Source organism: Nocardioides sp. P86 (assembly GCF_023712465.1).
In the GTDB taxonomy this organism is placed as follows: Bacteria; Actinomycetota; Actinomycetes; order Propionibacteriales; family Nocardioidaceae; genus Nocardioides; species Nocardioides kribbensis.
On the sequence record NZ_JAMAYE010000004.1, the window covers coordinates 62,424 to 86,989 of the forward strand.

Consider the following 24,566-nt stretch of genomic DNA (forward strand, 5'->3'; position numbering starts at 1 on the left):
CGCCGACCGGCCCTCGGCCAGGGGACGTCAGCCGACGAGCTCGTCCACCGGGGCGGCGACCGGCCGCCGGCCGGACCGCCGGCGCAGCACGACGAGGACGCCTGAGGCCCGCTGGGGGTAGACCACCCGGCTCATGAAGGCGTACCGCCCCGCGAAGGCCAGGACGATCAGGCCCGCCTGCGAAGCGAGCTCGCCTGCGCCGAGAACGCCGACGGCGAGCACGAGGAGGGGGAGGCGCACCAGCTGCTCCACGTTGTTGAACAGCACGGCCTGCCACGCCCTGCGTCGCCGCGACGAGGACCCGCGTCGGTCGCCGAAGACGAACCGCTCCTGCAGGAGGAAGTTGCTGACGATGGCGACCTCGGTGGCGAGCACGCTCGCCGGCAGGTAGTGGACACCAACGGCCAGCAGCAGCGCCATGCACGCCAGGTTGACCGCGAGACCCGTGAGTCCGACCAGACCGAAGCGCACCATGCGACCGGCCCTGAGGTTGAGCAGCTGGCGCACGAAGAGGAGCCCCTGGCGCAGGTCGGCCTTCGACTCACCCGCGTGGCGCTCGCCGAACTCGAAGGGCACCTCGGTGACCCGCAGAGGGTGGCGAGCGAGGATCTCCAGCAGGATCTTGAAGCCCATGGGCTCGAGCCGGTCCACGTCCAGCGCGCTGCGCCGCACCGCGAAGAACCCCGTCATCGGGTCGGTGCAGTCGCGCAGTCGCCGGGGGAACAGCGCCTTGGCGGACCACGTCGACGCCCGGCTGACCGCGTGGCGCAGCCCGCCGGCGAGCCCGTCGGCACCGCCGTCCTCGCAGTAGCGGGACGCGACAGCGACGTCGTGGCCCCGGAGGGCCGCCACGAGCAGAGGCACCGTGGCGGGTGGATGCTGCAGGTCGCCGTCCATGACGACCACGGTCTCGGCGCTGCTGGCCCGGATGCCCGCGATCACCGCGCCCCCGAGCCCGCCCTGGCGCTGGCCCACGGCGCGGTGCACCAGCCTGACCGGCAGGTCGACCTCGCGGGAGACGGCGCGGACGACGTCGGGCGTGGCGTCGTCGGAGTCGTCGACGAAGACCACCTCGTGCCGGCCGTCGCGACCGAGCACCTCCTGCAGGGCCAGCACGAGCGGCACGACGTTGTCCTGCTCGTTGTAGGTCGGCACGACCACCGAGGTCGTCGGACGGACCGCCGGACCCTGGCCACGTCGAGGCGCGACCGATGCCGCGATCCTGGGGTCGTCCTTGAGGTCGATCGTGCTCACTGGGCCCTCCGCCACACGTCGTAGAGCTTGGTCTGGGCCGGGCCGTCGACGACCCTGCGGATCTGCACCAGGGTCGAGCGCTCGCCCCACTCCGCCACGGGCTCGCTGTGACGGATGGCCCGCGAGAGCTGGGGCTTGGACTCCAGCGTGAGTCGGGAGTCGAGGATGGTGCGGTCGAGCACGAGGTAGTCGACCGAGCGCCACCCGTCGGGCAGGTTGGCCCTCCGGGCGATGGGGTCACCGTCGAGCTTGTAGGCCCAGATGGGGCCGGACCAGCCGTCGGAGGACCACCCGAGGTTGACCAGGGTGCTCCAGTAGGAGTCGCTCGCGGCGATCCTGGTGTCGCGCTCGAGGTTGGCGTCCATCCACGCGACGGCCGAGTCGTAGGGCTCGGTGCCCTCGTCGGTCAGAGCGAGCTCGATGCGGTCGGCGTGGGTCGGGCCGGTCCAGGCCACGACCGCGAGGAGTGCTGCCACCAGGCCGGCGCGCCCGGCCAGCCGCAGGCGCGGGCCGCGCGAGGCCACCGCCGTGGTCGCGCGGTCGGCGATCCCGGCGATCGCGACGGCGGCGAAGGGCAGCACGCCGATGACGTACATGACGGGCATGTAGCCGCCGGGCCGCAGCGCCACGACCGCCATCGTGGTCACGAGGACGCCGACGCAGCGCAGCCGCGGCACGGCCAGGCACACCAGGCCGGCGACGACGCCGCCGATCGGGAGGAGCTCGTCGTAGAACAGCCAGCTGTCGAGGACGGTGTAGGCGTCGCTCCCCACCTGCCAGAAGTTGCCGGAGCCGCCGCGGTCGACGAGCTGGAACAGCACGGCGTCCTGGACCGACACGTGGTCGGGGCCGGCGAACAGCTCGAGCTTCAGGAGCGCGTAGAGCGGGTACAGGCCGACGACGAGACCGCTCGCCATCAGCGCGCCGACCACGCCGAAGGCACGCGTGGGTCGGTAGGCGTAGGCCCACAGGCCGACCAGGAGCGCCGGTGCGGCGAGCACGGCCGTCTCCTTGGTGAGCACGGCGACGCCGAAGCAGACGCCGGCGCCGACGTACTGCCACAGGTTGCGACGCGGGCTGGTGACCAGGGCCATCGCCCCCACGACCCAGGGGAGCGTCAGGTTGTCGAGCATGACCTGGCGTCCCTCGAAGACCACGAGCGGCGAGAGTCCCCACAGCAGCATCGCGCCCAGGGAGAAGCCGCGCCGGAGGCCGAGGTTGCGGCTCAGGCGGTAGACCAGCAGCGCGGTCACGACGGTGTAGAGCACCATGACGTAGCGCGCCACGGTGATGCTGGGCTCCATGCCGACGAGGGCCGGCAGGCCGAGGAACGATGCCAGCTGCAGCCAGCCGGCCGGCGGGTGGTCGTACCAGTAGGTGTAGTGGGCCAGGTCGCCCTGGTAGACGGCCCAGGCCTGAGCGACGTAGGTGCCCTCGTCGTCGAAGTAGGCCGGCCACCCGTTGAGGTTGGCCACGTGGACCAGGGCGACCAGGGCCACGGCGAGACCGACCCAGACGGCTGGGCCCGGCCGGCGACCGAGCCCGCCGCGACGGCGGGGCGAGCCCGGCGTCTCCGGTGCGTCGGACGGGCGGGCCACGGGGCCGGTGGGCACCGGGGCGAGGTGGCGGCCTTCGAGGAGGCTCATGCCGCCACCTCCTCGAGGTGCGCACCCACGTGGCTGGTCTTCTCCCAGGAGAAGTTGCCGCTCCAGTACTTGCCGACAGCGCGCAGGGAGGCCGCGGCCAGCAGGAGCTGGTAGAACGGCGTCGAGACCACGAGCCACACGTAGTCCAGAGCGCGGATGCGCACCTGGAGGTCGCGGCCGAACTCGTGGAGCACGATGATCTCGAAGGCGATCGTCATCAGGGCCGGCGCGAGCGGGGCGAAGGCGATCAGCACGGCGAGGATCGGCAGGCCCCCGATGATGGCCGAAGCCACCGCGAGGGGCAGCACCAGCCCGGCGAAGGCCACCGTGTACTGCTGGCTCAGCAGCCAGAGCGCCCGGACCCGCTGCCGGCGCGTGGGGAGCTTGCGCCACTCGCCCTTGGCCATGACCTGCATGAAGCCGAGCGCCCACCGCGTGCGCTGCTTGACGAACGCGGCGACGGTGTCGGGGGTCTCCTCCTGCGTGACCAGGGCGGGCTCGTAGACGCAGACGGTCTTCTTGCCCAGCACGGAGAGCCGGACGCCGATCTCGCAGTCCTCGGCGAGGCAGTCGCCGTCCCAGCCCCCGACCTCCTCGAGCAGCGCGCGACGGATGAAGACGGTGTTGCCGCCCAGAGGCACGAAGCCGTTGTCGGCGTGACCGTGCAGGCGCGAGCGGAACCAGATCCGGTACTCCAGGCAGTTGCGCAGGCTGAACCACCGGCTGCGCAGGTTCATGAGGTGCACGGCCCCCTGCACGACGTCGGCGCCTTCGCGTCGGAAGGTGTGGTCGACGTGACGCAGCAGGCCGGGAGCGGTGAGCGACTCCGCGTCGATGATGCCGACGACGTCACCGGAGCACTCCTGCAGGGTGCTGTTGAGCTGGCGCGGCTTGTTCTTGTGCTCGTCGTGGTTGATCGCGATGTGCACGCGCGGGTCACGGGCCGCGATGCGCCGAGCCGCCTCGATGGTCGCCTCGTCGTCGTGGCCGAGACTGATGAAGACCTCGAAGTCAGGGTGGTCCTGGGCCAGCAGGCGACGGACGGTCTCCGCCATCACGCGCTCGCTCTCGTCGCGGCACGGCATGATCAGGCTGAAGGACAGCCCCGGCCGGTCGGTGCGCGGAGCGTTGATGGACTCGTAGGCCTCGGGCGAGCCCCAGGCGTGCATCATCCACCACAAGGTGGCCGCGGAGATCGTCGTGAGCGCGACGGCCACGACCACGACCAGGACGACGAGCGCCGTCACGGGCGTCGCTCGCGGCGCGTGGTGGACGTGCCGTGCGTGGGCACAGCAGTAGTGAGTGACATCGTCTTTCCCCCCGGTTGCGACGATCAGTGGACCGGGGGGCGGCGACGGTGCCGCACCAGAACCCCAGGTCGGGATGGACTGTACAAATGTCCGATCGACTATGGCAATCGTCGGTTAAATCACGTAGTGGACTTTTGGTTAACGCCAGGTTTCCCGCGCCCGCCTGTCACGCCCCGTTCACCGGCGCGTCGAGCGGGTCGCAGTGGCGGTGCGCGGGGGTGAGCGAGGCCCCGACGCACTCGGTGCGCCGGTCCCCGGCCGGCCTCCATCGCAGGTCAGAGGCCTGAGACGGGTGACGAACGCCCCGGCCGACGCCACCCGTGAGCGGGGCCGGAGCGCCCGAGGATGGCGCGATGTCGTGCGTTCGACGGTGCATCTCACGTGTCGGACTAGAAAATTCTCGACCGATCGGAGGATGCGCGAAGGGCTCGGTCCGGACTGGCTTTGCTTTGCGAGTCGTGTTCTCCTGTGGACGGATCCGAGGCGGCCGGGCAGCGACCGGGCATCACCGCGCGGATCCTTCAGATCGATCTGGGGGGATCACATGAGCATCACCGCTGGGCGAGTGCGCCCTGACGAGGGGCGATCCGGACGCGGTCCGGGACTGCGCTCCTCCTCCGTGGCCGACCTCGAGGTCGTCATCCCGGTGCTCAACGAGGAGCTGCGCCTGGGCGCCACCCTCGACGAGATCGCCGTGGCTCTGGCCGACGCGCCCTTCTCCGTGTCCGTGGTCGTCGTCGACAACGGATGCACCGACGGGACCGCCGACGTGCTGGAGCGCTTCCGCGACCGGCTCGACCTCCGTCTGGTCAGCTGCTCGGAGCGGGGCAAGGGCGCGGCTGTCAGGCGCGGTGTGCTGGAGACCAGGGCCGCCGTCGTCGCCTACTGCGACGCCGACCTGTCGACGCCGCCGAGTGCATTGCTGGACGGGATGGAGATGGTGCGCGGTGGTCACGACGCCGTCATCGGGAGCCGGCGGGCCATCGGCGCGAGCATCGAGGTGCCCCAGAGCCTGTTGCGCCAGGTCGGTAGCCGGGCCTTCAACCGCGTGGCCACGACCATCGTCGGCCCGATGCCCGACACCCAGTGCGGATTCAAGATGCTCGACGGCGCGTTGGCCCGGCGGGTCTTCGGCACCATGCGCCTGCAGGGCTACGCCTTCGACGTCGAGCTGATCGCCCGCATCCAGCGGACCGATGCCGTGGTGGCCGAGCTGCCGGTGAGCTGGTCGAACGACGCCGGTAGCCGGTTCAACGTCGTCAGCGACGGCTGGCGCTCCTTCCGCGACCTGATGACCGTGCGCCGGGTGCTCAACGAGACCGAGGCGGTGGCCCGTGCGTGACGACACGAGCGGATACGTCGTCGTGGCCAACTGGCGCGACCTCGACCACCCGCAGGCGGGTGGGGCGGAGCTGGTGTGCGACGAGGTCGCTGCGGACCTCGCCCGGAGGGGACACCGCGTGGTGCTGCTGACTTCCTCAGTGGCAGGCCGGCCACGCGAGGAGCAGGTGCACGGCTACACCGTGCGTCGGCGGGGTGGTCGCTTCACCGTCTACGCCTGGGCGCTGCTGTGGCTCCTCCTGCACCGTCGCAGCGTGCGGGCCGTGATCGACTCCCAGAACGGCATCCCGTTCTTCAGCCCGCTCGCGGTGCGGCGCTCGACCCCGTGCCTCCTCCTGCTGCACCACGTGCACCAGGACCAGTTCGCCCTCTACTTCCCGCGGCCGGTGGCCGCGGTCGGCCGCTTCCTCGAGTCCACGGTCTCGCGCGCCGTCTACGGCACCAGGACGGTGATCGCCGTGTCCCCGTCCACCCGCCAGGGCGCGCGGGAGATCCTCCAGCTGCGCGGCGAGGTGAAGATCGTCCCGCCAGGCTGGCGGGTGAGTCTCGACCTCGCGACCTCCTCGCCGGTCAAGACGGACCATCCCTCCGTCGTGAGCGTCGGTCGCCTCGTGCCGCACAAGCGCACGGGCATGACCATCGAGGCGGTGGCCGCGCTTCGGGCGACGGTCCCCGACATCACCCTCGACGTGGTGGGAGGGGGCACCGAGCTGGAGGGTCTGAAGCGCCTGGCCGCAGACCTCGGCGTCGACGACATCGTCACCTTCCGGCCCCACTGCAGCAACGAGGAGCGCGACCAGGTGGTCGCAGCGTCGTGGCTGTGCGTCAACGCCTCCGAGGGGGAGGGATGGGGCATCTCCGTCATCGAGGCCAACGCACTCGGCACCCCGGTGGTGGCCTACGCCCGCCCGGGACTGCGTGACTCCATCCAGCACGGCACCAACGGTTGGCTGATCGACGACGCCCAGCCGCTGGCGGAAGCGGCAGCGCCGCTGCTCGCCGAGCTCGCCGCCCCCGCACACCGGGCGGCCCTGGCCGCGGCCTGCCACGGCTGGGCTCTGAACTTCACCTGGAGCGCGATGACCGGGCGCATCTGGTCGGCCGTCGAGCAGGAGACCCGTCGCCTGTCGCTGCCCCACCCCGAGCGTCGTACGGGGTCAGACGTCTCGACGGTCGTGCGGGTGCCCGCTGAGCTGGTGCCGGTCGACTGGCAGCCCCGTCTGCGACACGGCGACGTGGTCAGCACCGGGCCGGGATGGGTCGAGGTCTTCCTCGCCAACGCCGACACCAGCGCGAGCGCCGCCGTGATGCGGCGCGTCGGCATCGTCGACGACGGACGCATCGAGTACCGCGTCGCTCGCCGGCGGGACCACCTGGCTCCCCTGGCCGGCTGATCCGTGACCCAGACCGAGGACCGGGCCACGTCCGCGCGCCCTGAGCAGCCGGTCCACCGGGCCGACTCGCCGGTGAGGACGCACGCCTGGTCGCAGCGCGCTGCCGCGACGCTGAGGAGGAGGCCGACCGGACGACTCGTCGACCTGCTGCTCCCCGCGGGGCTGCTGGTGCTCGCGCTCGCGCTGCGGTGGTTCCGTGTGGAGAGTGCCTACGACGTCTTCATCGACGAGGTCACCTACCGCGAGCTCGCGCACAACGTGGCCACCGGTGCAGGGGTCGTGCTGTACGGCGAGCCCTTCACCCTGCACCCGCCGGTCTCCTTCCTCGTCCTCGGTGGTGCGCTGCGACTCCTCGGCCCCGACCTCGCCCCCATCGACTCGATCCTGGCGCTGCGGCACGTGAGCGCGGCCGCCGGAGCCCTGGTCGTCGTCGCGGTCTGGGCCCTGGCCCGCCGTGTAGGTCTGGGCCGGGTCCCGGCCCTCGTCGCGGGTGGCCTGGTCGCCGTCGACCCCTTCCAGATCTCCTTCGACAGCAGGGTGCTGATCGAGCCCTTCGCCCAGCTGTTCCTCCTCGGGTGCCTGCTGCTCCTGGTCACCGCTGCTCGCACCACCGAGCGGACCCGCGAGCGGTGGGCCACCGCCGGCGCGGCCGTCCTCGGCGGGCTGACGCTCTCGACCAAGGAGACCTTCGGCATGGTGCTGGTCGGAGCCCTCGCCGTGCTGGCCCTGTGGTTCGGTGCGGCGGTGCGCCGGCGGACCACGGTGACCGTGCTGGTCGGCAGCATCGCCGGCTACGCGGCGTGCAGCCTGGCGGTGGCCTCGTCGTACGGCTTCTCCACCTGGTGGGACTCGCGGACCGAGGGGCTCGCGCGGCTCGTCGGCACCGAGCAGCCGACCGGCTTCAACTCCCCGACGACCCAGGTGACGCTCACCTCCCGCATCGCCGCCAACGCCCAGGACTTCGCGGTGACCTACGGCCTCCTCCTGCTCGGCGGCATCGCCACGCTCGTGCTGCTGCGGCGGCTCGTCGCCGCCAGCGAGCGTGCCGCCCTGAGGCCGGACCCGATGGCCGTGGTGCTGCCGGCCTGGAGCCTGGCTGCCTGCGGCTACCTCGTCTACGCCACGTTCATCGGCTCGATCGAGGAGCAGATGTACTACATCACCCTGGCGCCCTGCGTCCTGACCCTCGTCCTGTGGGCCCGGTCGTGGGCCGCCGGCATCGGCCACCGACTCGCCCCCGTCGTGGTCGCCGTCCTCGTGGTCGTGCCGGTGCTCTTCGACGTGTCGGTGTGGCACCGCACCCACACGACCGACGTCGATGCCTACGCGGCCTTCGTGCACTGGGAGGCCGACGCCATCACCGCCGGCAGCCGCATGGCGGTCACCGAGGGCACCGCGCAGTTCCTGGTCGAGAACGCCGAGCTGGGCGAGTGGTCGACCGTGCGCGAGTTCCGTCGCGAGGACGTCGACTACGTCCTCGTGCAGACCAAGCTCGTACGTGAGGGGTACGGCCTCGCCAGGCCGGCTGTCCTGGCGCGTCTGGAGAAGCAGGCGGACGTCGTCTTCGAGGCGCCGGCGGGCGACGGAGACCGGCTCGTGCTGTTCGACGTGCGCCCCCTGACGGGCGGGTCGTCATGACCGGCTCGACGGTCGAGGACACCGCCGGACCCTCCTCGCCCTCCGCGTCGAGCGGCTGGGCCCGCGGGGCTCTCTGGCTCTCCCTGGCCGTCGTGGCCATCAGCGGCGGCAACTACCTCTTCAGCCTCTCCATGGCGAGGCTGCTGCCGCAGGCCGCGTTCGTCGAGTTCGTCGGCGTGCAGTCGGTGCTCCTGGTGATCGGGACCGGGGTGATGGCGGCGGTGCCGTGGGTCGTGGCCCGCGAGGTGGCCCACGCCTCGACCCTGGGCGAGGGTGCGGGGCACGCCCGACGACAGGCACTCCACTTCGGCGTGGTCGCAGCCTCCGTCCAGGGTGTCGTGCTGGCGGCGCTGACGTTCGTGATCTGCCTGGGCATCGGAGGTCCCGGCCTCGCCCTCGTCGCAGCCGGCGCAGCACTGGCGACCTCGCTGCTCGCAGCCCCGGTCGGGTTCCTCCAGGGTCAGCAACGCATGTCGACCATCGCTCTGCTGCGCATCGGCGAGGCCGTGGGCCGGATCGTGATCGGTCTGGTCGCGGTGGTCGCGCTCGGCGGATCGGCGATCGGCGCGGTAGCCGGGATGCCGATAGCCAGCGCACTGCTGCTGCTGGCGGCTGTCGTCCTGTGCCGTGCCGGCCTGCCGCTGCGGCGACCCCGTCGGGGCGTCACCCGCGAGCTGTTGTCCACGGCCCTGGTGCTCGGCGTCGTGCAGGTGCTGCTGACGATGCTGTCGAGCGCCGACACCGTGGTGGCGGCAGCGGCTGGTTGGTCGGACCTGGACGGGTACGCCTACCAGGCCGCTGCGCTGCTCGGGCGCGCGCCGCTCTTCCTCAGCATCGCGCTCGGCCAAGCCATCTATCCCGCCCTCGTCGCCGCTCGGTCCGACGAGGCTCATGCCGAGCAGCTGCGGCTGGGGGTAGCCCTCTTCGCCCGACTGGGAGTCCTCGCCCTCCTCGCCTTCCTCACCGTGCCGACCGACCTGGTCGCGGTGGTGGGCGGGGAAGCCGCTGGCGAGGTGTCCGCGCTGGTGCGCATCACCGGGGTCACGGGAGTCGCTGCCGGTGTGGTCAACCTCCTCGTGGTGGGCCTCCTCGCCCGCGCGCGCTCCCGCAGTGCGCTCCTGGTCCTGCTCGCGGCCGCCGTGCTGCAGACCGTCGCCCTCGTGCTGGCGTCCACGCGCGGTGCCTACGCCGTGGCGCTCACCGCGGCCGTCGTCATGGTGGGACTGCTGTGCCACCTCGCGGTGCGCACCCGGTCATGGCGCCCCTGGGCAGGTGTCGGGCGGTCGGACCTCGCCGGCGCCCTGCTCGCCACGGCGTTCCTCGCAGGCGCCGACGCCTCCGGCTCCACCTGGGTCTGGCTCCTGGCCGTGCCGCTGGCCACCGCGGCGCTCCTCGGCGCCTCCCTGCACACCATCCTCGTATCGAGAGGCGACTCATGACGGACCAGCGCGTCAGCCATCACCGCCCTGGAATGCAGTTACCTGAGAAGATCCGAGTAGTCGCATCTGCGACTATTCCACGCTGCCACGGCATCACCATGGGCGTCCAGCACCCCCCGGACTGGGGTCACGAATGCCCTGAGCGTTCTGCTCCTGCGACCACTTCTCACCTCGCGACTGTGCTGCGCAGGGCAGCCGCGAAGCACGGAGCCGAGTTCGTGGATCCCACCCCGGAGCTCGATGTCTGGGGCGACTACCTCGCCGACCACATGCACTGGAGCGCCTCGGGCCATGAACGTCTCGCCGGCGTCGTGACCGCACGGATCGACGTGAGCCCGTCGACGGTCGGGCGGCAGCAGTGACGGCCGACAGCCCTTCCCGCAGGCTCCGCGTGCTCCACCTCGGGTTCGAGGACCATCGACGCCCCGGGAGCGGGGGCGGCTCGGCGCGCAACCGGGCCGTCAACGCACGGCTCGCGCGGCACCACGACATCACGATGGTGACCGCCCGCTACCCGGGCGCGGAGGACCGTGTCGAGGACGGCGTACGTCACCTCCACCTCGGCATCGGTCGCGGCTACATGGTCTCGCTGCTCAGCTACTTCGCCTGCCTGCCGTGGTTCCTCCTGCGCCACTCCCGGCACTACGACCTCGTCGTGGAGGAGTTCGCGGCGCCGCTCGGGTCGGTCTCGGCGCCGCGGTGGACCCGACGCCCGACGCTCGCGGTGGTGCAGTGGCTGGACGCAGCGGGCAAGTCGCGGCAGTACCACCTGCCGTTCCTCGCCTTCGAGTCCCTGGGGCTGCGCTCGCACCGGCGGGCGGTGGCCGTCTCGCACGACCTCGCCGACCAGATCGGGTCGCGCGCACCCGCGCTGCGCGTGGACGTCGTGCCGAACGGGGTCGAGCCGGAGGCCTTCGAGGTGCGCGAGCCCGACAGCGGCGACGTGGTCTACCTCGGCCGCCTCGAGATCGCGCAGAAGGGGCTCGACCTGCTCTGCGAAGCCTGGGCCGGCGTCGCCCACCGGGTCGGCGGACGCCTGGTCATCGCCGGCGACGGTCCCGACCGGGCCAGGCTGGAGCGGCTCTGCGAGCGTCTCGGCATCGCTGACAGCGTGGTGATGCTCGGCCGGGTGGAGGGGGAGGAGAAGCTCCGGCTGCTCGCCGGGGCGCGGGTCGTCGCGATGCCCTCGCGCTACGAGACCTTCGGCATGGTGGCGGTGGAGGCGCTGGCCTGCGGCAGCCCCGTGGTGGCCTACGCCATCCCCTGCCTGCGCGAGGTCGTGCCCGAGGGGAGCGGTGTCCTCGTGACGGACCTGCTCGACGCGGGGGCCTACGCCGAGGCGCTCGCGGCCGCGTGGCACGACCCCGGTCTCAAGGCCCGGGCCGCCGGGAGCGGGCGCGACTTCGCCCGTCGCTTCGAGTGGGACGCCATCGCGCGCGAGCAGGAGGCGGTCTACCTCGACGTGGCCCGAGCGGGCGCGGCGTCCAGGCCCGACCCGGCGGAGCGCAGGTGAGCGCGGGCGTGCCAGCCCCGGAAGGGAGCCAGCACCGGCGCGACATCCAGGGCCTCCGCGCCCTCGCGGTCGTGGCGGTCGTCGGTGACCACCTCCTCGGCTGGCCCACCGGCGGCTTCGTCGGGGTCGACGTCTTCTTCGTGCTCTCCGGCTTCCTCATCACCGACCTGCTGCTGCGGGAGCGGGCTTCGACCGGCCGCATCTCCCTGAGGGGCTTCTACGAGCGACGTGCTCGCAGGCTGCTGCCGGCGGCCTGGCTCGTGCTCGCCGTCACCCTCCTCGGGTCGTGGCTGATCTACTCCGGCCCCCGGCTCGCGGCCACCGTCACCGACGCCGGCTGGGCCGTGGCCTTCGCCGCCAACTGGCGCTTCGGGCTCGAGGGCACCGACTACTTCCGGGCCGACGCCCCACCGTCGCCGCTGCAGCACTACTGGTCCTTGGCCGTCGAGGAGCAGTACTACGTCGTCTGGCCGGTGCTCCTGGTCGCCCTCGCGGCCCTGACCTCGCGCGCGGGCGGCCGGGGCGCCCAGCGTGTGGTCGTGGGGGCGACGGCCGCCCTGGTCGCGCTCGCGTCGTTCGTGTGGGCGGTGCACGAGTCGGCCGTCGCCCCCACGGTGGCCTACTTCTCCACCTTCTCCCGTGCCTGGGAACTGGCCGTCGGGGCGGGTCTCGCGGCCGGCGTCCCGGTGCTGCGCCGGATAGGCCGTGTCCCGGCTCGGGTGCTGTCGTGGGTCGGGCTGACGGGCATCGTGGCCTCGCTGCTGCTGGTCGGCTCCGACCTGGCGTTCCCCGGCCCCTGGGCGGCCGCCCCTGTCGCGGCCACCGCCCTGGTGGTGCTCGCCGGGGTGCCCGAGCACGCCGACGGTCCGTGGCTGCTGCGCAACCGCGTCGCCACCTGGCTGGGCGACCGCTCCTACTCCCTCTACCTGTGGCACTTCCCGGTCATCGTCCTCGGGTTCGCGGTCGTCGCGGAGACCACGGTGACCCGCGCCGGGGCGGCGCTCGCCATGCTGGTCGCCGCCTACTACTCCTACGAGCTGGTGGAGACCCCGCTGCGTCGCTCGCGACAGCGGTCCTCCGGGCAAGCGGCCACCTCGGGCGTGCTCACACCCCGCTACCGGCTGCTGGTCGCCAGTCTCGGCGCCGTCACGGTGACCGCCCTGCTCGCCGGCCTCGCCCTGCGGCCCACGGCCGCCCAGCCCGAGGTCGACCTGACCGCAGCGGCTCCCGCGGCCACGACGGTCGCTCCGCTGACCGCGGCGGAGACGGGCTGGCAGGAGAAGGTGCTGGCGGCGCTGGAGACAACCGACTGGCCGGTGCTCGATCCGAGCATGGAGCAGGCGATCGGGAGCGCCCAGGCGCCGGACGACGTGGTCGCCTGCGGGGTGAGCACGGAGTCCGTCGACCTCGAGGCGTGCACGTGGGGGTCGCCGGCCGCGCGGAGGACCGCGGTGGTCGTGGGCGACTCCGTCTCGCTGACCTACGTCGCCCCTCTGCGTGAGGTGCTCGGGGCCCGCGGGTCGTGGGACCTGGTCAGCCTGGGCACGTTCGGCTGTCCCTTCGTGCCGCTGCCGGTCGGCAGCAGTAGCGAGGCCGTCGACGACTGCGCGACGCGACGCGACGCAGCCCTCGCCACCATCGCCGACCTTGATCCCGACGTGGTGGTCGTGGCCAACTCCTCGGAGACACCCGACGTGCTGGGCACCGGCGACTCGGTGAGCGACACCGGGTGGGCGCGGGGCGTGAAGCAGCTGCTCGCCCCCGCGGCCGCCGCGGGAGCCGCCGTGGTGGTCCTCGCCCCGCCGTCCGGCGGGACCGACATCGAGGAGTGCTACACCCGGCTGTCCTCGCCCGTCGACTGCGTCGGTCAGGTGAGCGACTCGTGGGTCAGCCGGGCCCGCTCCGAGCAGGCGATGGCCGCCGACCTGGGCGGCACGTGGATCAGCTCGGCGCCGTGGTTCTGCTTCCGGGACCAGTGCCCGAGCTTCGTGGACGGTGTGCCCGTGCGGTCGGACGCCGTCCACATGACGACGGCCTTCGCCGAGCGGGTGGAGCCCCTGCTGGCCTCCGCCTTGCGCTCCACCGCCGCGCTGACCGGCGGCGCTAGCGGCGCAGGCGGTCCGCTGGTCAGGGGGCCAGAAGGCGCCGGTAGTCGTCCAGGGTCGCCCACCGACCGTCCTGGAGCTGGGCTGCGTTCATCCACACCAGGCCGGTGAGGCCCAGCTCGTGCACCCGGTCGACCGAGCGCTGCATCTCCTCGGGGGAGTTGGTGCCGGTGTTCTCGCCGGCGACCGGCAGGCCCAGGGGCTCCGCGAGTCGCACCAGGTGCCGCACCGGGCTCTCGTAGACCGGGTCGGTGCCCTGGTCGGCAGCGTCGACCCAGGTGGTGTAGGCCTCGTTGTGCCCGCGCACGGTGGCCGCGCGAGGCAGCAGACCGGCCCAGTCGAGGCCCTCGTTGAGGGCGCCGGTCAGCTCGCCACGGGTGGCACCGCGCAGGCCGCCCGCCACGGCCTTGTCGACGTCGCCGGGGCGCACTCCCCACCCCGGGAGCAGCAGCTGGAGGGTAGGCCTCCACCCGAAGGCCCTGCGGTAGTGCCGCAGCTGCCACATCCCGTAGTCGTTGATCTTCTCGAGGTACCACGTCAGGAAGGCGGCCGTCTCCTCCGTCGTGCCCTGCCCGGGTCGGTAGCCGGGCACGGGTGACTGGGCCTGGGCCGTGGGACTGAAGGCCCACAGGCTGTTGCGGTGGTCGCCGACGGTGGCAGGGGGGTAGTGGAGCTCGTTGTACCAGAGCCCCCCGACGCGGATCGCGGCGATGGGCCCGTCGTCGAGCACCGCCGACAGCCGGTGGAGGTAGCGGTTCTGGGCCCGTCGCACCCTCGGGTTGAAGACGGCGTCGGGCACCCGAGCACCGACCTGGCCCTGCCAGACGTCGCCGTACTGGTTGACGAAGCGGGTGTCGCCGCCGACGTCGAACACCCAGGACGGCGGGTACTGCAGGCCGGCGTCGAGGATGACGTCGAGGCCTGCCGCGCGGATCTGCTCGGCGCGACCGGCGACCTGGGCGGCGTAGGCCGGGTCGATACGGCCCCGCTGCGGCTCCAGCCGGTCCCAGCCGACCTCGAGCGAGACCGCGGTCACGCCGGTCCCGGTCAGCGTGGTCAGGTCGAGTGCGTTGGCGCCCAGGATCCCGTAGTAGGCGTGCGCGGGGTCGGCGGCACCTTCGTGGGCGGCGGCCGGCGGCAGTGTGCCGGTGGACCCCACGGCCACGAGGCAGAGCGCCAGGACGGACGCCAGGCGGGCGCGTGTCGTCCGGTCGCTCGGGCGACGGCGGGGGCGGGGGGGCATGACACCAGCCTCACAGAGCCGGGCGACCCGTGAGGCGTCATGAGACGCAGCGCACCGGTCGGACGACGAGATGGTCATTCATGACCATGTGGCGCGAGCCGACCGGCGGGTCGCCCGGTCGTCGTCCGGTGGGTGGGTGCGCCGGGTCGCTGGCTACTCTCGCCACGTGACGCACTCGGCTGCCTCCGCCCCCGCGGACGGCTCGGCACCGGCGACCTACGTGTGGGCCGACTGGTCGCTCGACGACCTGCTGGCCGCCAAGGCCGCGAGCGGGCTGCGGGTCAGCCTCGTCGTGCCGGCCCGCAACGAGGCCGCCACCGTCGGCGACGTCGTCACCCGGGTGCGCGAGGCGCTCGTGGAGACCGTCGCGCTGCTGGACGAGATCGTCGTCATCGACTCCGACTCCACCGACGCGACCTACGAGGTCGCCACCGACGCCGGCGCCGTGGTGCACCGCTCCGCGGAGGTGCGCCCCGAGCTGGGCAGCCACCCCGGCAAGGGCGAGGCGATGTGGAAGTCGCTCTTCGTGACCACCGGCGACGTGCTGGTCTTCATGGACGCCGACCTCGTCGACTGGGACACCCACTTCGTGCCCGGTCTGCTCGGTCCGCTGCTGACCCGGCCCGAGGTCGGGCTGGTGAAGGGCTTCTACGAGCGGCCCGGCACCGGCGAGGGCCCCGAGGGGCTCGGCGCGCTCGACGGCGGGCGGGTCACCGAGCTCGTCGCCCGCCCGGTCATCGCCCTCGAGCACCCCGCGCTCGCCGGGCTCGTGCAGCCCCTGGCGGGGGAGTGGGCGATCCGCCGTGAGCTCTTCGCGTCGCTGTCGGTGCCGACCGGCTACGCCGTGGAGCTGGCCGCCCTCATCGACACCTGCCGGCTGCGGGGCGCCGGCGCGATCGCCCAGGTCGACCTCGGGCGGCGCGCGCACCGCCACCAGGCGCTGCTCGACCTGGGGGCCATGGCCGTGCAGATCCTCGCGGCCGTCGAGCGGCGGCGTGGTGGTGTCGAGACGCTCGCCGGCGCTGGCTCCTCGACCACCGGAGGAGGCGCTGGGGACTCGGGCCGGAGGGGGGAGGGGGCGGTGCGGCTGCGGCAGTACCGTCCCGACGGCGGGCGCATCAGCCCCGTCGAGCGCGACGTACCGATCATCGAACGACCACCCGCGAAGGACCTCCTGTGACGCTCAAGCTCGGCCGTCGTGAGTTCGACGACGACGCCATGCTGATGATGGCCATCGTCAACCGCACCCCCGACTCCTTCTTCGACAAGGGCGCCACCTGGGCCGAGGACAAGGCGCTCGCGCGCGTCGCGCAGGTCGTGGCCGACGGCGCCGAGATCGTCGACATCGGCGGCATCAAGGCCGCCCCCGGCGTCGAGATCGACGCCGCCGAGGAGAAGGCGCGCGTCGTCGACTTCGTCGCGCAGGTGCGCGCGGAGCACCCCGACCTCGTCATCTCCGTCGACACCTGGCGCGCCGAGGTCGGCCGGGCGGTCTGCGAGGCCGGCGCCGACGTGCTCAACGACGCCTGGGGCGGGGCCGACCCCGAGCTCGTCGACGCCGCCGCCGAGGCCGGCGCCGCGGTGATCTGCACCCACACCGGCGGCGCGACGCCGCGCACCCGCCCCTTCCGGGTGGAGTACGACGACGTCGTCGCCTCCGCGATCGCCGACACCATGGCCTACGCCGACCGCGCCGTCGCCGCCGGCGTCGACCCCCGCAGCGTGGTCATCGACCCCGCCCACGACTTCGGCAAGAACACCTTCCACTCCCTCGAGGTCACCCGGCGCATCGGCGAGATGGTCGACACCGGTCGCCCGGTGCTGGTGTCGCTGTCGAACAAGGACTTCGTGGGGGAGTCGCTCGACCTCCCGGTCGGCGAGCGGCTCGTCGGCACCCTGGCCGCCACCGCGCTGTGCGCCGCCGCCGGCGCGCGGATCTACCGCGTGCACCAGGTCGTGGAGACCCGCCAGACCGTCGACATGGTCAACACCGTGCTCGGGCGTCGCCGCCCGGCCCGAGCGATCAGGGGGCTGCAGTGAGTGCCGTGCGTGGTGCGAGGACCGTCGTGCTGGTGCCGGGGGTGCTCGCGCTGCTCCCCGAGTACGCCGGGATCGCCGACCCGGTCGCGGAGCTCCGCGCGGCGTGCGTCGCGGCGCTCGGGTCGCTCACCGGCGCGGGGTCGGTCGTGCTCGTGGCCGACGCGCAGGGCGAGCGGGTCGCCCGCTCGCTGCTCGAGGCGGCGGGAGTCGCTGCCGACGTCGTCCCCGCGAGCACCGCGGCCGACCCCGCGGGCGACCCTGCGGCCGACCCCGAGGGTGCGGCGTACGTGGTGGTGGCCAACGGGTCGGCCCGGCGCGGGGAGAAGGCGCCGGGGCACCTCGACGAGCGGGCCCCGGGCTTCGACGAGGCGTTGGGGAGGGCCCTCCGTCAGGTCGACGCGGGGCACCTGACACGCTTGGACCGCGAGCTCGCGGATCAGCTGCTGGTCGGCCACCCCGACGGGTTCGTGACGCTGGGCCGGCTCCTCGGGGGCGGACAGGGGGCCTGGCGGGCAGAGGTGGACTTCGCCGCCGACCCGTTCGGCGTGCAGTACTGGGTGATGAGGTGGACATGCGAGTCCTGATCGGTCCCGACACCGTCGGACCTGACGTGAGCGACGACGACCTGCGCGAGCTCTACTCGGCGCCGTCGACGCCGTGGCTGCGCGCCAACATGGTGAGCACGGTGGACGGCAGCGCCACCGGCGACACCGGGGTGAGCGGCTCGATCAACAACGCCGCCGACAAGCGGGTCTTCGACACGCTGCGCTCGCTGGCCGACGTGATCATCGTCGGCGCCGGCACGGCCAAGGCCGAGGGCTACCGCCCCACCGACACCCCGATCGTGCTGGTCAGCCGCAAGGCGCAGGTGCCGCCCTCGTTGGTGGGCGCGCCGGCCGGCTCGGTCTACCTCGCCACCTGCTCGCGCTCCGACGGCATCGAGAAGGCCCGCGCGACCCTCGGCGAGGAGCATGTGCTGACCCTCGGCTCCCACCGGGTCGACCTGCCCCTGCTCAAGGCCACCCTGGCCGAGCGCGGCTGGGGCAACCAGCTCTGCGAGGGCGGGCCCCACCTGCTGCGCGACATGGTCTTCCAGGGCTGTGTCGACGAGCTCACCGGCACCACCGTGCCGCGCCTGGTCGCCGGCAGCAACGGCCGGATCACCGAGGGCGCGCCGATCGACAAGCCGCTCGACCTGACCCTGCTGCTCGAGGACCACGGCACGCTGCTCGGACGCTGGCGCGTGGGCCAGTAGCCTCGCTGCGCCACCCGCGCGGGTGCCCGGGGGCCGCGGGCCCGGCGTCAGTCGCCGGGGGCCGCGGGCCCGACGTACCGGACGGGGGCCTCGCTGGTGGCGGCCCAGTGACCGCCGTAGGCGTCGGTGAAGACGAGGGTGAGCGGCAGGGAGAGCTCGGCGTGCTCGCCGACCTGGATCAGCACGCTGAACTCGCGGCTGCTGCGGCCGGGCATCTCCTTGGCGAGCATGCCGCAGACGAGGCCGTCCTCGCTCTCGTGGGTGACGGCGAGGTCGACGATGGGGGTGACGTCGTCGTTGCTCACCCGCAGCGTGCAGCGCACGGCGCCGACCCGGGTCAGCAGCGTGGTGTCGACGTCGGTCAGGCGGACGGCGGGCACGCCGGGGTCGCGACGGGGGGCCTCGTCGGATCGCTCGGGGGCGTTCACGGCTGTCCTCTTCCTGTCGCGGGCCGGTTGGTGCCAGACGGCCGACCGACCGTAGATGCTGCCCCAGCCTGCGCGCCAATCGTTTCACCTTGCGGGGTGGGGGCCGTGAAGAACGTGTGACGGCCGTGTGTCGAGGACCACCCCCACGACTTCGTGAATGAATTCACAAACCCTCGGAGGGGGTCTCCCTCCGATGTAGCGTCGAGTGCGTGGAGCCCCTCCTCGCCCTCACGTCCCTGGTCACCGACGACCCCGCCGGGCTGCTCCCGGCGCGGCAGCAGATGGCGCTGTCGCTGGGCTGGCACATCGTGCTGGCCTGCTTCGGCGTCGCCTTCCCCACCATCATCTTCGCGATGCACTGGCGCGGCATCTACCGCGACGACCCCGACGCGCTGGTGCTGGCCAAGCGCTGGTCGAAGGTCTCCGCGGTGCTCTTCGCGATCGGCGCGGTCTCCGGCACGGTGCTGTCCTTCGAGTTCGGGCTGCTGTGGCCGGGCCTGATGAGCCGCTTCGGCGACGTGCTCGGACTGCCCTTCGCCTTCGAGGGCCTCGCCTTCTTCCTCGAGGCCATCTTCCTGGGCATCTACCTCTACGGATGGGGACGCATCCCGCCCAAGCAGCACCTGCTGATGCTCGTGCCGATGGGCATCACCGGCGTCGTCGGCACCTTCTGCGTGCTCGCGGTCAACGGGTGGATGAACAACCCCACCGGCTTCCGCATCGAGGGCGGCGAGGTCGTCGACGTCCAGCCCTGGGTGGCCTTCCTCAACGACGGCGTGTGGATGCAGTTCCTCCACATGTGGGTGGCGGCCTTCATGGTCGCGGGCTTCGCGATCAGCGCGGTCTACGCCGCCGGGATGCTCCGCGGTCGCCGCGACCGCCACCACCGCCTCGGCTTCACCGTGCCCTTCGTCTTCGCCACCGTGGCCGCGCTGCTCCAGCCGGTCATCGGCCACCTGCTCGGCTCCCGGCTCGCCTCGACGCAGCCGGCCAAGTTGGCCGCCTTCGAGCTGGCCCTGGAGACCGAGAGCCCCTCGCCGCTGCGCCTGGGCGGCCTGCTGGTCGACGGGGAGGTCCGCTACGCCCTCGACATCCCCTACCTCGGCTCGCTCATCGCGCGGAACTCCTTCACCGAGCCGGTGCAGGGCCTCGACACCATCCCCGTCGACGAGCAGCCGCCGGTCAACATCACCCACCTGGCCTTCCAGTCGATGGTCGGCATCGGCACCCTGCTGGCCCTCGCGGTCGTGGTCTTCTGGCTGGCCCGCTGGCGCGGGCACGACCTGCTCGGCAACCGCTGGTTCCTGCGCGGCGCCGTGCTCGCCGGACCCCTGGCCGTCGTCGCCCTCGAGGCGGGCTGGATCGCCACCGAGGTCGGCCGGCAGCCCTGGGTCGTCTACGGCGTCATGCGCACCACCGAGGCCGCCGGTGACAACCCCGGCCTGTGGTGGCTGCTCGGCATCTCCACCGTCGTCTACACCGCGATGACCGTCGGCGCCGTGGTCGTGCTCCGCTCGATGGCCCGGCGCTGGCGCGAGGGCGAGGAGGACCTGCCCAGCCCTTACGGCCCGGAGCGCGAGTCGCTCGAGGGGGCCGACGCGTGAGCCTCGAGCTGGCCGTCGCCGCGGCGCTGTTCACCGGCGTGATCGCCTACGCCCTCCTCGGCGGGGCCGACTTCGGGTCGGGCTTCTACGACCTCACCGCGGGCGGCAGCCGACGCGGCGCGGAGCTGCGCACCCAGGTCGACCACAGTCTCGGGCCGGTGTGGGAGGCCAACCACGTGTGGCTGATCTACGTGCTCGTCGTGTGGTGGACCGGCTTCCCGGCCTCCTTCGCCTCCACCATGAGCACGCTGATCTTCCCCATGCTCTTCGCGCTGCTGGGCATCGTGCTGCGCGGGGCCGCGTTCGCGTTCCGCAAGTACTCCGGCTCGCTGCGCCAGGCCCAGCTCTTCGGCGCGGTCTTCGCCGCCTCCTCGCTGATCACGCCCTTCTTCCTCGGCGCGGCCGCCGGCGCGATCGCCTCGGGGCGGGTGCCGGCCGAGGGACGCGGCGACGTGTGGGGGTCGTGGCTGACCGCCACGTCGTTCTTCGGCGGGGCCATCGCCGTCGGCACCTGCGCCTTCCTCGCCGGGGTCTTCCTGGTCGCCGACGCCGCGCGGGCCGGCCGCACGCACCTGGTGGCGCAGCTGCGCACCCGGACCCTCGGTGTCGGCGCGGTCACCGGGCTCGTCGTCTTCGCCGCCCTGGTGCCGCTCCACGAGGACGCCCCGACCCTGTGGGTCGGCCTCAGCGGCCGCGCCCTGCCGCTGGTGCTGCTCTCCGCCGCGGCCGGCGCCGCCACCCTGTGGCTGCTCTGGGTCGGACGCCACTCCGTGGCCCGGCTGACCGCCCTCGTCGCCGTGGCCGCCGTGGTGTCGGGCTGGGGGATCGGGCAGTACCCCTGGCTGCTCGTCGACGAGGTCACCCTCACCGACGCCGCCGGCGCCCCCGCCACGCTGGCCGCCCTCCTCGTCGCCGTGGGCATCGCCGGCGCCGTCGTCCTGCCCGCCCTGGCGTACCTCTTCTCGCTGACGCAGTCGGAGAAGTGGGCCGACGCGGGGCACTGAGGGCGTCGGGTGGGGTCGGCGGGCGTCCGCGGGTTTCGCCAGCCGGCCGGTGAAACCCGCACCTGTCGGCCCACGCGTCGGCCGACAGGTGCGGGTCGGGGCCGACAGGTGTGACGCGTGGGACAGCTGGGGACCCAGCGGTACGTCAGGCGACGGGGTCGGCCGCGACCGGCTCGACCAGGCTGAGCTCGGCCGGGGCGGGGAGCACGACGCGGAAGGCGTTGGCGGCGGCGTCGTAGGAGACCCGTCCGCCGTGGGCCTCGACCAGCTCCCGCACCACCGACAGGCCCAGGCCCGACCCACGGCGGCCGGTGCCCTCGGCGCGGGTGTAGGACTCGAAGAGCCGCGGCACGAAGTCGGCCGGCACCCCGGCCCCCGCGTCGGAGACGGCCAGCTCGACCAGGGCGGGCCCCGGGGCGGCGGGCGGCCCGGGGAGCGGGCGGGCGGCCAGGACGACCGGCTCGGCGCCGTAGGCCTGGGCGTTGCCGACCAGGTTGACCAGCACCTGCTGCAGGCGCAGCGGGTCGGCCTGCACCCGGAGCCCGGGCTCGCACTCCAGGCGCAGGTCGAGGTCGGGGAAGACCTCGGCACAGGCCTGCAGCTCCGCGGCGAGCAGGAGCGGCGCCGGCTCCAGAGCGACCACCCTGCGGTCGGTGGTGGCCACCGCGAGCATGTCCTCGGTCATGAGCGTCAGCCGGCGGGTGAGCATGCGGCTGCGGTCGATCATGGTGGCCTGCCGCTCCTCGCCGAGGTCGCGTCCGGCCTCGGAGAGCAGCTCGAGGTAGCCCTGCAGCCCGGTCAGCGGGGTGCGCATGTCGTGGGTGACCACGGCGACCATGTGCTCGCGCAGGTTCTGAGCGTCGAGGAGCTGGCGGTTGGTGGTCTCCAGGCGCACCGAGTCGCGCAGCACCTGGCGGTGCAGCGCGGTGACCTCGCGCAGCATGGCGAGCAGCACGACGGTCGCGGCGGTGAGGGCCAGGGCGCGTGCGCCGTACCACCCCACGGTGAAGCGCGACTCGGAGAAGAGGGTGAGGGTGGCGTCGCCGGTGGTGGCGACCACGGCGACGATCGCCCACGCCTCGATGCCCTGGGCGTCGCGGCGCCCCAGGACGCCGACGAGGGCCGCGCCGAGCGAGAGCAGGCAGAGCGCCACGATCCACGGGCCGAAGCGCTCGGTGAGCACGGTGTAGTCGCCGTCGACGATGATCGTGGGGATCCGGTCGGCGCCCGCGGTCACCAGCGCGGTGGTCCCGACGGCCGCGGCCAGGACGGCGCCGTGGGTCAGCAGCAGCCGGCGGCCGCGGTGCTCGAGGCTGCCCAGGCGCGCCTCCAGCCCGGCCGGCCACGGCGCCAGGGCCAGCCCGACCAGCACCGGCAGCCCCGTGTGCCAGGCCGCCCACAGCCACGGCGCGCTGCTGGGGGAGGCGCCGAGGAGCCCGGTGGGGGTGAAGAGCCCGCCGAAGACCAGGGCGTGGGGCACGACGATCGCGGCCGACCAGACGTAGGCGGCGCTGAGCGCCAGCACGCGGGGCCCGCCGCCGGCGCGGTACTGCTCGACCAGCAGCACCGCCGTCAGCAGGTCGCAGGCCAGCACCAGGGTGAGGAAGGCCGGCAGGAAGGCGGGGTGGGGACCCAGCAGCAGGTCGGCGTTGAGGAACAGCAGCCCGACCACGGCCGGCACCACCGCCGCGACCACCAGGGGCGCACGACGGGAGGAGGAGGGCAGCGCGGCGGGCGGCGAGGTCGGAGCCTCGACGGTGCCCCCCGCGGCCGTCAGGACGGTCACGCCCGCAGTCTGACGCATGGCGCCCCCGCCCGCGGTGCTTCGCCGCGATCCGGGCCAGCTCCCCACCCGGCCGTGCGGGGCCTGGCTACCGTGGTCGGCGTGAGCCTGACGACCGCGCCCACCCGCCCCCGGCGCAGCTGGCCCGCCGCCCTCGGGATCTCCCTCGGCTTCGTCGCGCTGCTGTGGGTGCTCGAGCTCGTCGACGCCCTCCCTGGGGTGCAGTGGGACGACGACGGGATCCGCCCGCGCACCGGCGACGGCCTCGTCGGGGTGCTGCTCGCCCCGTTGCTGCACGGCGGCTTCGACCACCTCGCCTCCAACTCCCTGCTGGCCGCGCCCCTGCTCTTCCTCGTGCTGCTCGGGGGCATCGGGCGCGGGCTGGCCGCCACAGCGGTCATCTGGCTGCTCGGTGGGCTCGGCACCTGGCTGGTCTCCCCGGCCGGCACGGTGCACATCGGGGCCTCCGGTCTCGTCTTCGGCTGGCTGGTCTACCTGGTGCTGCGCGGCTTCGTGGCCCGTCGGGTCGGCCAGATGGTGCTCGGCGTCGTGCTGCTGGTCGTCTACGGCGGGCTGCTGTGGGGCGTGCTGCCCGGGCAGCCGGGCATCTCGTGGCAGGGCCACCTCTTCGGAGCGCTGGCCGGCGCGGTCGCGGCGTACGTCGTGGCCCGGCCGGGCGCGGACACCTCGCGGGGCTGAGGCCGCCGGACCGTAGGGTCGGGCGGCGTGAGCGAGACGAGCACCGGCGAGGGCCCGGGCGAGGACCTGATCGTGACCCGCGGCGACGGGGTGGTGGAGGTCGTGTTCAACCGGCCCCACCGCCGCAACGCCTTCACCCGGGCGATGTACGCCGCGCTGAAGGACCTCTGCGCCGACCTGCGCGAGGACAGCAGCGTGCGGGTGCTGGTGCTGCGCGGCGCCGGCGGGCGGGCCTTCGCGGCGGGCAACGAGATCAGCGACTTCGTGGACGCCGACGCGGTCGCCTACGAGGACTGGATCCGTGACCTGCTCGAGCAGCTCTTCGCGCTGCCGCAGGTCACCGTGGCGGCCGTCGACGGGGTCTGTGTCGGCGGGGGACTGGCTGTCGCGACCCACTGCGACCTGCGCCTGGCCACGGCCGGCTCGCGCTTCGGCTACCCCATCGCCCGCACGCTGGGCAACGCGCTGGCCGCCTCGATCGTCTACCGCTGCGCCACCGTCTTCGGCGAGCCGGTGACCCGCGAGATGCTGCTCGCCTCGCGGCTCGTCGACGCCGAGCGCGCCCACGCCGTCGGTGCGCTGATGGCCGTCTCGCCCGACTCCGAGGCCCTCGACGCCGAGCTCGCCGCCCTGCTCGACGGGCTGCGCGCCGCCTCCTCGGTCACCCTGCGCGCGACCAAGGGCCAGCTGCTCGACCGCGCCCGCCGGCTCGAGGCCTCGCCCGCCGGTGACCACGAGCTGTTGCGCGAGGTCTACACCGGGCCCGACTTCGCCGAGGGGGTCCGGGCGTTCCTGGGCAAGGAGAAGCCGGCCTTCGGGTGAGGCTGCGGGTTTCGCCAGCCGGCTGGCGAAACCCGCACCGGTCGCCCC

Annotated in this window: 21 protein-coding genes; 15 read left to right on the top strand and 6 right to left on the bottom strand. The window is 73.3% G+C overall.

The window, feature by feature from the left end; genetic code table 11:
- Window positions 1-27: 27 nt before the first annotated feature.
- Genes M3673_RS19770 through M3673_RS17985 form a run of 3 tightly spaced genes read right to left on the bottom strand, consistent with a single transcriptional unit; the run spans window position 28 to window position 4,147 of the window.
- Complete coding sequence (locus M3673_RS19770) at window positions 28-1,254, bottom strand: glycosyltransferase (RefSeq protein WP_251535374.1); 1,227 nt, start codon at window positions 1,252-1,254, stop codon at window positions 28-30.
- On the bottom strand, window positions 1,251-2,900 hold the full coding sequence (locus M3673_RS17980; protein WP_251535376.1) for a glycosyltransferase family 39 protein: 1,650 nt from the start codon (window positions 2,898-2,900) through the stop codon (window positions 1,251-1,253). The genes M3673_RS19770 and M3673_RS17980 overlap by 4 nt, the downstream gene beginning before the upstream one ends.
- The gene (locus M3673_RS17985; RefSeq protein ID WP_056863441.1) at window positions 2,897-4,147 is read right to left on the bottom strand and encodes a glycosyltransferase family 2 protein; all 1,251 of its coding nucleotides are present in this window, start codon (window positions 4,145-4,147) and stop codon (window positions 2,897-2,899) included. Before M3673_RS17985 ends, M3673_RS17980 begins: the two co-directional genes overlap by 4 nt.
- 682 nt (window positions 4,148-4,829) lie before the next feature.
- Here M3673_RS17985 and M3673_RS17990 point away from each other — a divergent pair.
- The 7 genes from M3673_RS17990 to M3673_RS19785 all read left to right on the top strand — a co-directional run bounded on the left by M3673_RS17990 (window position 4,830) and on the right by M3673_RS19785 (window position 13,751).
- Window positions 4,830-5,552 (top strand): glycosyltransferase, encoded by a 723-nt coding sequence (locus tag M3673_RS17990; protein WP_251535378.1) that lies wholly within the window; start codon window positions 4,830-4,832, stop codon window positions 5,550-5,552.
- Window positions 5,545-6,945, top strand: a complete 1,401-nt coding sequence (locus tag M3673_RS19775; RefSeq protein WP_193666266.1) for a glycosyltransferase family 4 protein — start codon at window positions 5,545-5,547, stop codon at window positions 6,943-6,945. The genes M3673_RS17990 and M3673_RS19775 overlap by 8 nt, the downstream gene beginning before the upstream one ends.
- A gap of 72 nt (window positions 6,946-7,017) precedes the next feature.
- Window positions 7,018-8,583, top strand: coding sequence for a phospholipid carrier-dependent glycosyltransferase (locus tag M3673_RS18000; protein WP_193666265.1), 1,566 nt, complete (start codon window positions 7,018-7,020; stop codon window positions 8,581-8,583).
- Window positions 8,580-10,022, top strand: a complete 1,443-nt coding sequence (locus tag M3673_RS18005) for an oligosaccharide flippase family protein (RefSeq protein WP_251535380.1) — start codon at window positions 8,580-8,582, stop codon at window positions 10,020-10,022. Before M3673_RS18000 ends, M3673_RS18005 begins: the two co-directional genes overlap by 4 nt.
- A 218-nt stretch (window positions 10,023-10,240) precedes the next feature.
- On the top strand, window positions 10,241-10,384 hold the full coding sequence (locus M3673_RS18010; protein ID WP_251535382.1) for a hypothetical protein: 144 nt from the start codon (window positions 10,241-10,243) through the stop codon (window positions 10,382-10,384).
- 29 nt (window positions 10,385-10,413) lie between these two features.
- Window positions 10,414-11,535 carry a glycosyltransferase gene (locus M3673_RS19780; RefSeq protein ID WP_251535384.1) on the top strand — a complete coding sequence of 374 codons (1,122 nt, stop codon included), beginning with the start codon at window positions 10,414-10,416 and terminating at the stop codon, window positions 11,533-11,535.
- Between the two features lie 8 nt (window positions 11,536-11,543).
- Complete coding sequence (locus M3673_RS19785) at window positions 11,544-13,751, top strand: acyltransferase family protein (protein WP_251535387.1); 2,208 nt, start codon at window positions 11,544-11,546, stop codon at window positions 13,749-13,751.
- Here M3673_RS19785 and M3673_RS18025 read toward each other — a convergent pair.
- Complete coding sequence (locus M3673_RS18025; protein WP_251535389.1) at window positions 13,663-14,883, bottom strand: beta-galactosidase; 1,221 nt, start codon at window positions 14,881-14,883, stop codon at window positions 13,663-13,665. The two genes, M3673_RS19785 and M3673_RS18025, sit on opposite strands and share 89 nt — an antisense overlap.
- Before the next feature lie 166 nt (window positions 14,884-15,049).
- Between M3673_RS18025 and M3673_RS18030 the strand changes: the two genes are divergently transcribed.
- Genes M3673_RS18030 through M3673_RS18045 form a run of 4 tightly spaced genes read left to right on the top strand, consistent with a single transcriptional unit; the run spans window position 15,050 to window position 18,178 of the window.
- A complete protein-coding gene (locus tag M3673_RS18030; protein WP_251535391.1) occupies window positions 15,050-16,063 on the top strand; it encodes a glucosyl-3-phosphoglycerate synthase in 1,014 nt (337 codons plus the stop codon).
- Window positions 16,060-16,923 carry a dihydropteroate synthase gene (gene folP / locus M3673_RS18035; protein ID WP_228942672.1) on the top strand — a complete coding sequence of 288 codons (864 nt, stop codon included), beginning with the start codon at window positions 16,060-16,062 and terminating at the stop codon, window positions 16,921-16,923. The genes M3673_RS18030 and folP overlap by 4 nt, the downstream gene beginning before the upstream one ends.
- A 5-nt stretch (window positions 16,924-16,928) precedes the next feature.
- Entirely contained in the window at window positions 16,929-17,507 is a 579-nt protein-coding gene (locus M3673_RS18040; protein WP_251535393.1) for a hypothetical protein, read from the top strand.
- The gene (locus M3673_RS18045) at window positions 17,495-18,178 is read left to right on the top strand and encodes a dihydrofolate reductase family protein (protein WP_193666257.1); all 684 of its coding nucleotides are present in this window, start codon (window positions 17,495-17,497) and stop codon (window positions 18,176-18,178) included. Before M3673_RS18040 ends, M3673_RS18045 begins: the two co-directional genes overlap by 13 nt.
- 47 nt (window positions 18,179-18,225) lie before the next feature.
- On the opposite strand, the gene M3673_RS18050 is transcribed toward M3673_RS18045, so the two are convergent.
- Window positions 18,226-18,606 carry a hypothetical protein gene (locus M3673_RS18050; protein WP_251535395.1) on the bottom strand — a complete coding sequence of 127 codons (381 nt, stop codon included), beginning with the start codon at window positions 18,604-18,606 and terminating at the stop codon, window positions 18,226-18,228.
- Between the two features lie 209 nt (window positions 18,607-18,815).
- On the opposite strand from M3673_RS18050, the gene M3673_RS18055 reads away from it, so the two are divergent.
- Window positions 18,816-20,210: a cytochrome ubiquinol oxidase subunit I gene (locus M3673_RS18055; protein ID WP_251535397.1), complete on the top strand. Its 1,395-nt coding sequence runs from the start codon at window positions 18,816-18,818 to the stop codon at window positions 20,208-20,210.
- Window positions 20,207-21,214 carry a cytochrome d ubiquinol oxidase subunit II gene (locus M3673_RS18060; RefSeq protein ID WP_251535399.1) on the top strand — a complete coding sequence of 336 codons (1,008 nt, stop codon included), beginning with the start codon at window positions 20,207-20,209 and terminating at the stop codon, window positions 21,212-21,214. The genes M3673_RS18055 and M3673_RS18060 overlap by 4 nt, the downstream gene beginning before the upstream one ends.
- 145 nt (window positions 21,215-21,359) lie before the next feature.
- On the opposite strand, the gene M3673_RS18065 is transcribed toward M3673_RS18060, so the two are convergent.
- Window positions 21,360-23,000: an MASE4 domain-containing protein gene (locus M3673_RS18065; RefSeq protein WP_251535401.1), complete on the bottom strand. Its 1,641-nt coding sequence runs from the start codon at window positions 22,998-23,000 to the stop codon at window positions 21,360-21,362.
- 99 nt (window positions 23,001-23,099) lie between these two features.
- Between M3673_RS18065 and M3673_RS18070 the strand changes: the two genes are divergently transcribed.
- Both M3673_RS18070 and M3673_RS18075 read left to right on the top strand, forming a co-directional pair.
- Window positions 23,100-23,696 (top strand): rhomboid family intramembrane serine protease, encoded by a 597-nt coding sequence (locus M3673_RS18070; RefSeq protein WP_251535403.1) that lies wholly within the window; start codon window positions 23,100-23,102, stop codon window positions 23,694-23,696.
- A gap of 27 nt (window positions 23,697-23,723) precedes the next feature.
- Complete coding sequence (locus tag M3673_RS18075; RefSeq protein WP_251535405.1) at window positions 23,724-24,518, top strand: enoyl-CoA hydratase-related protein; 795 nt, start codon at window positions 23,724-23,726, stop codon at window positions 24,516-24,518.
- The last annotated feature ends 48 nt before the right edge of the window (window positions 24,519-24,566 follow it).

Excerpts from the sequence above, each read along its gene's own strand:
- M3673_RS17980 (WP_251535376.1), bottom strand. The coding sequence starts at position 2,900 with ATGAGCCTCCTCGAAGGCCGCCACCTCGCCCCGGTGCCCACCGGCCCC.
- M3673_RS18005 (WP_251535380.1), top strand. The coding sequence starts at position 8,580 with ATGACCGGCTCGACGGTCGAGGACACCGCCGGACCCTCCTCGCCCTCC.
- M3673_RS18025 (WP_251535389.1), bottom strand. The coding sequence starts at position 14,883 with ATGCCCCCCCGCCCCCGCCGTCGCCCGAGCGACCGGACGACACGCGCC.
- M3673_RS18045 (WP_193666257.1), top strand. The coding sequence starts at position 17,495 with ATGCGAGTCCTGATCGGTCCCGACACCGTCGGACCTGACGTGAGCGAC.